This window comes from Sphingomonas sp. TF3 (genome assembly GCF_003985085.1).
Lineage (GTDB): Bacteria > Pseudomonadota > Alphaproteobacteria > Sphingomonadales > Sphingomonadaceae > Sphingomonas.
On the sequence record NZ_RWKS01000051.1, the window covers coordinates 1 to 8,506 of the forward strand.

5 protein-coding genes are annotated in these 8,506 nt (G+C 63.1%); all 5 read left to right on the forward strand.

What is annotated here, in order from left to right; translation table 11 throughout:
- Positions 1 to 92: 92 nt before the first annotated feature.
- The 5 genes from EJC47_RS20380 to EJC47_RS20400 are packed head-to-tail and all read left to right on the forward strand — an operon-like array spanning position 93 to position 8,362.
- Positions 93 to 773 carry a hypothetical protein gene (locus tag EJC47_RS20380; RefSeq protein WP_126849538.1) on the forward strand — a complete coding sequence of 227 codons (681 nt, stop codon included), beginning with the start codon at positions 93 to 95 and terminating at the stop codon, positions 771 to 773.
- The gene (locus EJC47_RS20385) at positions 770 to 2,887 is read left to right on the forward strand and encodes a DDE-type integrase/transposase/recombinase (protein ID WP_126849539.1); all 2,118 of its coding nucleotides are present in this window, start codon (positions 770 to 772) and stop codon (positions 2,885 to 2,887) included. Before EJC47_RS20380 ends, EJC47_RS20385 begins: the two co-directional genes overlap by 4 nt.
- Positions 2,888 to 2,925: 38 nt before the next feature.
- Positions 2,926 to 4,014 (forward strand): TniB family NTP-binding protein, encoded by a 1,089-nt coding sequence (locus EJC47_RS20390; protein ID WP_185867746.1) that lies wholly within the window; start codon positions 2,926 to 2,928, stop codon positions 4,012 to 4,014.
- Positions 4,011 to 5,918 carry a TniQ family protein gene (locus EJC47_RS20395; protein WP_126849541.1) on the forward strand — a complete coding sequence of 636 codons (1,908 nt, stop codon included), beginning with the start codon at positions 4,011 to 4,013 and terminating at the stop codon, positions 5,916 to 5,918. The genes EJC47_RS20390 and EJC47_RS20395 overlap by 4 nt, the downstream gene beginning before the upstream one ends.
- Positions 5,915 to 8,362 (forward strand): TOTE conflict system archaeo-eukaryotic primase domain-containing protein, encoded by a 2,448-nt coding sequence (locus tag EJC47_RS20400; protein WP_126849542.1) that lies wholly within the window; start codon positions 5,915 to 5,917, stop codon positions 8,360 to 8,362. The genes EJC47_RS20395 and EJC47_RS20400 overlap by 4 nt, the downstream gene beginning before the upstream one ends.
- Positions 8,363 to 8,506: the final 144 nt, after the last annotated feature.

Sequence of the window (8,506 nt, forward strand, 5' to 3'; positions counted from 1 at the left end):
TCTGAGCGGAACCGATTAACGCCCTCTGCGGAAGCAGTTATACTGATCCGGCAATTCGAGTCGTTCCCTTAAGGAGAATAGCGGATGCCGGCGTGACCGACAAATCTGCCCGTTCGCGTTCTGGCGCAACGGTGCGGTTCGCCCGAAACCCGGCAGGACGGCCGGGGCAAAGATCGTGCACGGGTTGGTATCAGTCGATCAAGGCTGGCGATGCGCTGCCTTATGAGAGCCTGCTCGAGCGCGATGCGCTGTTGCTTCTCGACTTCGATCCCGATGTTGCGCAGTTCGGGGTGCAACCGGAAACCTTCGTTTGGACGGATGCGGGCCGACAGCGGCGTTACACCCCCGATATCCGGCTGGAGACGGTGGGCGGCGAGGTCATCTACCGGCAGGTGAAACTGGCCACGCGATTGGCGGCTGACCCGACATTGGGCGGACGGTTGCGAGCAATTGAAGCCGAGTGCGCCGCGCGTGGAGCCCGGCACGAGATGTGGCTCGACACCGATATCCGGCGACAGCCACGCTTGTCGAATGCGCGACGCCTGCGCGCAACGGTGGCGGTGCTGGCGGCAGAAAACCACCACGCGATCCACACCATAATCACCCGCCTCCCCTTTCCGTCGAACCTGGGCGCAGCTGCCGAGGCACTCGGCGGCCGGCCCGTGCATGTCAACATTGTGCTCGGCCTCGTGGCAGTCGGCGAGCTTGCGGTGGATCTCGATCGACCGCTCGATGACGACACGGTCCTCATGCGGGGAAGGAATGCGAAATGAACGCAACGCCGATGCGCTTCCAGCAAGGCGACACGCTCTCGATCCGGGACGATCAAGGTCAGGTGGCGCTCTGGTTGGTGATCGAGCGCAAGCGCCGTGGCTATCTTCTGCGACCGCAGAGCGGCAGCGATGCGCGAACATGGAGCGACGATGAAATCGACATCGTCTATGGCGCCCGGCGGCTGGCGCATCATCCTTGCAATGCGGACGGCCTGCCCAAGGTGATCGCCGAGACGCTGGAGAAAACCTGGGAGTTCTGGCCCGAAGAAATCCGCCGCGAGGCCGAGCGCAGGGACACCTATGTACGCATGGTCGACGCGATCCGCAGCGAGCACCCGACACTTATGGGCGCCTATGCCGCTGCTGCTGAGGCCGTGTTCGACGCGCATCATGAACAATGGGAACGCGAGGATGCCGCGCTTGCGGCCCGGATGGCCGCGGAGCGGCGAAAAGGGAACGGCGAACCGCGCCGCACCAAGGCAGCGGCGCGGCCCAATCCTTACACAGTGCGGGCGTGGTATGGCATATGGAGCCGGCACGGCCGCGATATCCGGCTCCTGATACCGCACTATCATCGGCGCGGGGCACGCCAACCCCGCTATGCGCGCGAGGACGGCGATGATCCCGATACCTACAAGCTCATGCGGCAAGCCGTCGAAGTCTGGTATCTGGGCATGCCGCGGCGGCGGAAGAATTATGCCTATCGCCGCTATGTCGATTTGTGCCGCGAGCATGAGGTTCCTGCGGTCAGCGACCGCACCTTCCGCGTGTTTATCCGCGACAATTATACCGAGCGGCAGGAATATGAGCGTCGCTTCGGCCGGCGCGCCGCCTGGCTGAAGTTCGGCATCTTCGAGCGGCGGAGCCCGCCCGAACGGCCGCTCGAAGAAGTGGAGGTGGATCATTGCCTGATCGATCTGGTGGTGGTGCATCCGGACAGCGGCCGCGCCTTGGGGCGGCCCTGGCTCACCGCGCTTCTCGATCGCGCCACCCGCATGATCGTAGGGGTGCATCTGAGCTTCGAGGCGCCGTCCTATGCCTCACTTCAGAGAGCGCTTGCCCATTCCTTGTGGAAGAAGGATCTCTCCGGGCTCGCCGATATTGAGCATGACTGGCCGTGCCACGGCGTGCCCGAATGGCTGATCTGCGACAACGGCAAGGAGTTCCGGTCGCAATCGCTGCAGTCGGCCGCCAGGATGCTCGACATCGGCATCGTCAATCTGCCGGTGAAAATGCCATGGTTGAAGGGCGCGGTCGAGCGCGTGTTCCAGACCATCGGCGTGCAGGTGTTCAGCCATGAGGAAGGCACGACATTGTCGCGGACCATGGATCTCTATGATCCGGTGGCGCGGGCAAGGCTGTCGCTCGAGGATGTGCGTAGTCGTATCCTCAAGTGGATCGTCGATGACTATCATCACAGCGTCCACGATACGTTGAAATGCACGCCCTACGAGCGCTGGCGAGAACTCAGCGCGCTTTACCCGGTGCGCCCAGTTCCCGACTTCGACCATATTGTACGGCTGACCGGAGAGACCTTCTTCCGGCGCATCTCCAACATCGGCATCCAATATGAGGGGCTGCTCTATGCTGATCGGGAGAAGCTCGAACCGCTGCTGGCGCGCCGCGGCGGGTTGGAAAAAGACTGGGAGTTACGCTATGATCCCTATGATCTGGGTGAGGTCTGGCTGCTCGACGACGAGCGCGGCGAATGGCTGATGATCCCGTGTGTCGACCAGAGCATATCGCGGGGCGTCTCCAAATATCAGCACAAGATCCATCGCTCGATCGCAAAGCGAAGCCTGCCGAAGAATGCGCCGGTGACGGTCGCCGATCTCGAAGCAGCGCGCGGCTTTGCCGAACAGACGGCGGGAGAACTGCAAAGTGAGGCGAGTAAAGTCCGCAGCAAGACGCGGGCAGCGCGGTACGAGACCGACGGTCGCTACTTCACGCCGATCGAAGGCCAAAAGGGACCGCCTGAAATAGGAACGCAGGCACCGGCGGTAGAAACCGCACCACGTGCGACGAAACAGCCACCGGTGCCGTCGCCTCCCGTGATAGATCTCGACGCGGACATCGAGGCTCTGGTTGTACAATGGTCGGACCCGAGGCGATGACACATCATCGCGCCGCGAAGTTATCGGCACGGCCAGCGGTGCCCAACGCCGTGCTTGCGTTCGAGACCACGGTGATCCCGCATACGCGGCACATGGAAGCGAAGGCGGCGATCCGCGAGTTACATGGCCGATACCGCCCGCGCGAGGACAGCCGACGCTTCAAGGCCCGGGCCCTGCTCATCATCGGCTCTGCTGGGTCCGGCAAGACGACGGCGCTCGAGGACTATATGGCCGACTATCCCGACAGCGCGACAGAGGATGCCGATATCCGCCGCATCGTTTATGTCGAGGCACCGGAACGGACGACGCGACGGGCGCTGGTGGGGGCGATCCTCGGCGCCTACGGCTATCGTGCGCGGGACTATTGGAACACCAGCGAGGTGATCGAGAAGATCGCCTTCTATGCCGAGGAAACGGGCACCGAGATGATCTTCATCGATGAAGGGCATCACATGGTGAACGAGAATAATCCTGACATGTCGGCGGAAGTGACCGAGTTCATCAAGTCTTTGCTCAACCGTGTGAAAGTCCAGATCGTGATCGCGGGTCTTCCCCGGCTGCTCGACATCTCCGTGCCGGGCGAGAAGACGATGCAACTGCGCCGTCGGTTGCAACCGACGATCATCCTCAAGCCCTATGACTGGGCGACCCGGAGCGGCCGCACGATGTTCTCTGGCGTGCTCGGCGTCATGGAAAAGATGATGGGGTTGCCGGATGCGTCCGGCCTCGCGAAGCATGAGATGGCGAAACGCATCTACGTCGCGACGGGCGGCGAGATCGGGATCGTCTCCAAATATCTGAGCCAGGCGCTGAGCGTGGCATTGGCGATCGGCCGACGGTCGATCGATCTGAACCTGTTGGGAGAGGTTCATGCGGGCTGGCATCCGATTTATGAGCCCGATGTCAGGGATATGCTGGACTTCGATGCGATCCTTGAGGATGAACCGACAGTTCCAAGCGGCGGCCCGCCTCACCACGACAACCCCTTCCTGTGTTCGGCCGAACGCCTGCGCGAGATCTGGCTGCGCGACACCGTACCTCCGTCGCCCAGGAATATGAGCCGCGTCACAAAGCTGCGCGGAAGGGGCGCGCAACCCCTGCGGCCCTTCGTGCGCGAGGGATTATGACAGCACCGGCAACTCGACTTGCGTTGCGGGTGCGGCCGGCAGCGTTCGAGCCAGGCTGGGCACTGTTCAACCGGCTGGCCCTGCGGCATGGCTGTGAAACCCAGCTGGAATTTGCGCGTCAAGTGCCGCTGGTCAACCGGACCGACTTCGTTCGGGATATGGAGCGTGGGCGACGCTTTCACGATATCGCGCGGCTGAGCGGCGTACCGCTTGAAACATTGCTCCGTAACTCGATAATGCAGACCGAGGGTGGGAGCGTCCTTGCAGGTGAGCTTGTGAGCCGCAGCGGCAATATCAGCTATAGCTGTCACTTCGCCCGTATCTGCGCGGACTGCATGCGATCGGATATCGAGCAGGGTCACGGGCCGGTCGCCTGTCGGCCGTGGCGGCGCTCTTGGTGGGATCTGGCGAAGGTATCGAGTTGTCCTCAACATGGTCGGGCGCTGCTGGCGATATGTCCTGCCTGTCGGCACGCGTTCCGCCGTTCGGACCTGTCACCAGCGCGTTGCACGTGTGGGCACGATCTGACGCAGGAATGTACTGAAACGATCACGTCGGACGGCAGGATCGGCGATGCCTATCTTGTCGGCAGGCTTGGTGATGGGTCCCGCATCTCCCACGCGTTCCTCGACAGCCTGGCGTTCGCGGACGCCGCCGAGATCATGCAATGGGCGGGCTCGGTCGCACGCTGGGGCAGATTAATCGTCAGCTGGCGCCGGCAGGAGCCTGCGGAGCGTGCCCGCACCATGGCGGCGGGCTTTGCGGTCTGCGAGGACTTCCCCGACCAGTTCGAAAAGATGCTGGACGGGATGCTGGCGGCATGTCCGCTCAAGCGTCTGACGCCCGTGGGTGTCTATGGGCGTCTGCAATACTGGCTCGGCCTGTCCACCAATCCGGCTCTCGACCCAATCCGGGAGACCCTCAAGAATCATGTGGTGAAGAATGTGCCGATAACAGCAGGCACGATGTTGTTCCGCCAACCCGCAACAGAAGGCGATCTCACCACGCTAGGCGGTCTGGCGAAGCTCTGCGGCGTATCCGCTGAACGGGTCGCGACCGTAGCTGCGGCATTGAGGTTGATCGACTCGCTGCCCAGCAACGCCCGGGGTATGGTCGTGCCGAAATCCCTCGAGGAGTCGTTGACGGCCTTCTTCCGCGAGTCCTGTTCTCCCGAGGACGCACGGCGTTATCTCGGCGTCGGCGTCGGGCTGTTCAAGGCGCTCATAGCGCGACACTATCTTCCCCGCGCCTTCCCGCTTGGTGGAGCGTCGATCCCGGCGCAGTATCGTTTGGCAGATCTCGACCGCTTCCTTACGGCTTTGCACGGCGATGCGCCGTTCGTCACAGTGCCGCCGACAGGCAGCGAGACGATCCTGCGAGCCGTGCGCATCTGTTATAGGTCCTCGGAGGCGATTATCGGCGGGCTGCTGCGTGGCCAGATCAAAGCTACGGGCCGCTTGCGCGGCGAACGAGGCATTGCGCAGATACTGGTCGATACCGACGCGGTAATCACCGGCCTCGAATATGAGGACGATCCAATGTTCATGCTCATGGCGCAAGCTGCGCGTCACCTTGGCGTGACCATCCCGACGGTAGCAAACCTCAAACAAATGGGGTGGCTGACAATCGACAGGAAACAGACACCGCTCAGGATCATGCCCGCCTTACGGCGAGCAGAGGTCGAAGCGTTCGGCGCGCGCTTCGTCAGTGCTGCCGAGTTGGCGCGTATCCCCAGCAAAGCTACCCATGCCGTCAGGGTTCATCAACATCTGCGAAGCGCCGGTCTGGTGCCGGCGATCGCTGGAAGCCGAAAGCTGCAGCCCTTCTATCACCGCGAGAGCGCCGAAAAAGTGATCCGCGGAGTCTACCGTGATCGGTTGCCCGAAACGACTGCAGCAATGTGAACGGATCCGCCGGCACGGATGAAGCGGCGCGGCTGCGGGCCCGGCTCAAGGCGCTGGATGACGAGCGGGCAGCGGTGATCGCAGCGCTGGACGCCGTCGCGACGCAACAATCGACCGAGCACCGAAAAGCTGATGCGATCTCCCTGTTCTCCGACGCTCCGGTGACCGCGACATCACCGACAGATAAGAAGGTCGCGTTGTTCCGCAGGCTGTTCGCCGGTCGCGAGGATGTCTTCCCGCTGCGCTGGGACAATCGCAAGACCGGGCGCGGTGGCTATGCACCCGCCTGCGGCAACGAATGGAAACGCGGACTCTGCGACAAGCCGCAGGTCAAATGCGGCGAGTGCGCACACCAGGCGTTCCTGCCTGTGACGGACGAGGTGATCGACAAACATCTGCGTGGGCGGGCGGCATCGCGATCCGACGCGGGCGACTTCGTGGCGGGCGTTTACCCGCTGCTTGCGGACGAGAGCTGCCGGTTCCTCGCGGCCGACTTTGACAAGGCAAGCTGGGCCGAGGACGCGCTGGCCATGATGGAAACCTGCCGCCTGCGAGGAGTGCCTGCGGCACTTGAGCGATCCCGTTCCGGCAATGGCGGGCATGTCTGGATCTTCTTCGCCGACGCCGTGCCGGCACGAACCGCCCGCGCTCTTGGCGCATCGCTGTTGACCGACACGATGGAGCGGCGTCCGGAGATTGGGTTCGGCTCCTATGACCGCTTCTTCCCGAGCCAGGACACCATGCCGCTCGGCGGGTTCGGCAATCTGATCGCGCTGCCGCTGCAGGGGCACGCCCGCCGGCGGGGAAACAGCCTGTTCGTGGATGAGCAGTTGCACCCCTATCCCGATCAATGGGCGTTCCTGTCCTCGCTGTCGCAGCTGGATGCACACGATGCCGCGCGCATTGTGGCCGACGCGGAAATGCGCGGGCGGGTGTTGGGTGTGCGGATGCCGGTGGAGGACGAGCACGCCGCCGAGCCCTGGCGGATGACGCCATCCCGGCGGCCGTCTCTGTTGCCTGTGACCGAACCGCTGCCCGAGACACTTGGGATCGTGCTGGGCGATCAGGTTTACGTCGACCGGACAGGGTTGCCCGCGTCGCTAACCGCGCAGATCGTCAGGCTCGCGGCGTTCCAGAATCCCGAGTTCTATCGGGCGCAGGCGATGCGCCTGCCGACGTTCGGCAAGGCGAGGATCATCTCCTGCGCGGAGCTTCACCAGAAACATATCGGGCTGCCGCGAGGATGCCTCGACGAACTGGTCACGCTTATAGCTGCTCATGGAAGCACTGTCAGGATCGACGACCAGCGAATGGCAGGGACTCCGCTCCCGGACGGTCTGTCGTTCCAGGGTGATCTCGAAGAACCCCAGCAAAAGGCGGTCGACGCGCTCGATCCGCATGATGATGGGGTGCTGGCCGCGACAACGGCGTTCGGCAAGACGGTGGTAGCCGCACACCTCATCGCAAAGCGGCAGGTCAATGCACTCGTGCTCGTCCATCGCAAAGAACTGCTCAGCCAATGGGTCGAACGGCTGCGAACGTTCCTCGATATCGATCCGAAGCTGATCGGGACGATCGGCGGTGGCAAGCGGAAGCCTACAGGCGTGATCGACGTGGCGCTGATACAGAGCCTCGTAAGGCGCGGCGAGGTCTCGGATCTGGTTGGCGACTATGGTCACCTCATCGTCGACGAATGCCATCACCTGTCCGCGGCGAGCTTCGAACTTGTAGCCCGGCGCGCCAAGGCCAGGTTCGTGCTCGGCCTGTCCGCCACGGTTGCGCGCAAGGATGGGCATCAGCCGATCATCTTCATGCAATGCGGCCCGATCCGCTATCGGGTAGATGCGCGAACCCAGGCCGCTCGCCGGGGGATCGCCCATCGCACACGGCAACGGCGCACGGCATTCCGGCTGCCGCAGCCGCTCGCGATCATGGACAGACCGCCAATGCCGGCGGTTTATGCCGCGCTGGCGCAGGACGAGGCCCGAAACGATCTTATCTTCGATGACGTGCTGCGTGCTCTGGAGGCGAAGCGGTCGCCGGTAATCCTGACGGAGCGCAAGGACCATCTCGAATATCTACAGGGCCGGTTATCCCGGTTCGTGCGAAATCTCGTGGTGTTGCGGGGTGGAATGAGCGCGGCGGAACGCAAGGCAGCGGACGCCGCACTGCGTGTGCCTGACGGCGAGGAGCGGCTCATCCTCGCAACCGGTCGCTATATCGGCGAAGGGTTCGATGACGACCGTCTCGACACGCTGTTCCTGACCATGCCGATCTCCTGGAAAGGGACGCTCGCGCAGTATGTCGGGCGCCTGCATCGCCGGCACGCGGGGAAAACCGACGTGCTCGTCTATGACTATGTCGACGATGCGGTTCCGATGCTCTCGCGCATGGCCGCCAAGCGTCAGGCCGGATATCGCGCGCTCGGCTGCAGCATCGAGTAATCCGGGGGCAGAATCATTTATCGATTCTCGGAAGCCACCGACGAATCGAGAACCGATTCTGCGAATGAGATTAATGGTTCTCGACGGTCACCAGATGCCGCCTGCAACCGCCAGCGTCATATGAACTTATCGATTCTCCACAGA

Excerpts from the sequence above, each read along its gene's own strand:
- EJC47_RS20385 (WP_126849539.1), top strand. The coding sequence starts at position 770 with ATGAACGCAACGCCGATGCGCTTCCAGCAAGGCGACACGCTCTCGATC.
- EJC47_RS20395 (WP_126849541.1), top strand. The coding sequence starts at position 4,011 with ATGACAGCACCGGCAACTCGACTTGCGTTGCGGGTGCGGCCGGCAGCG.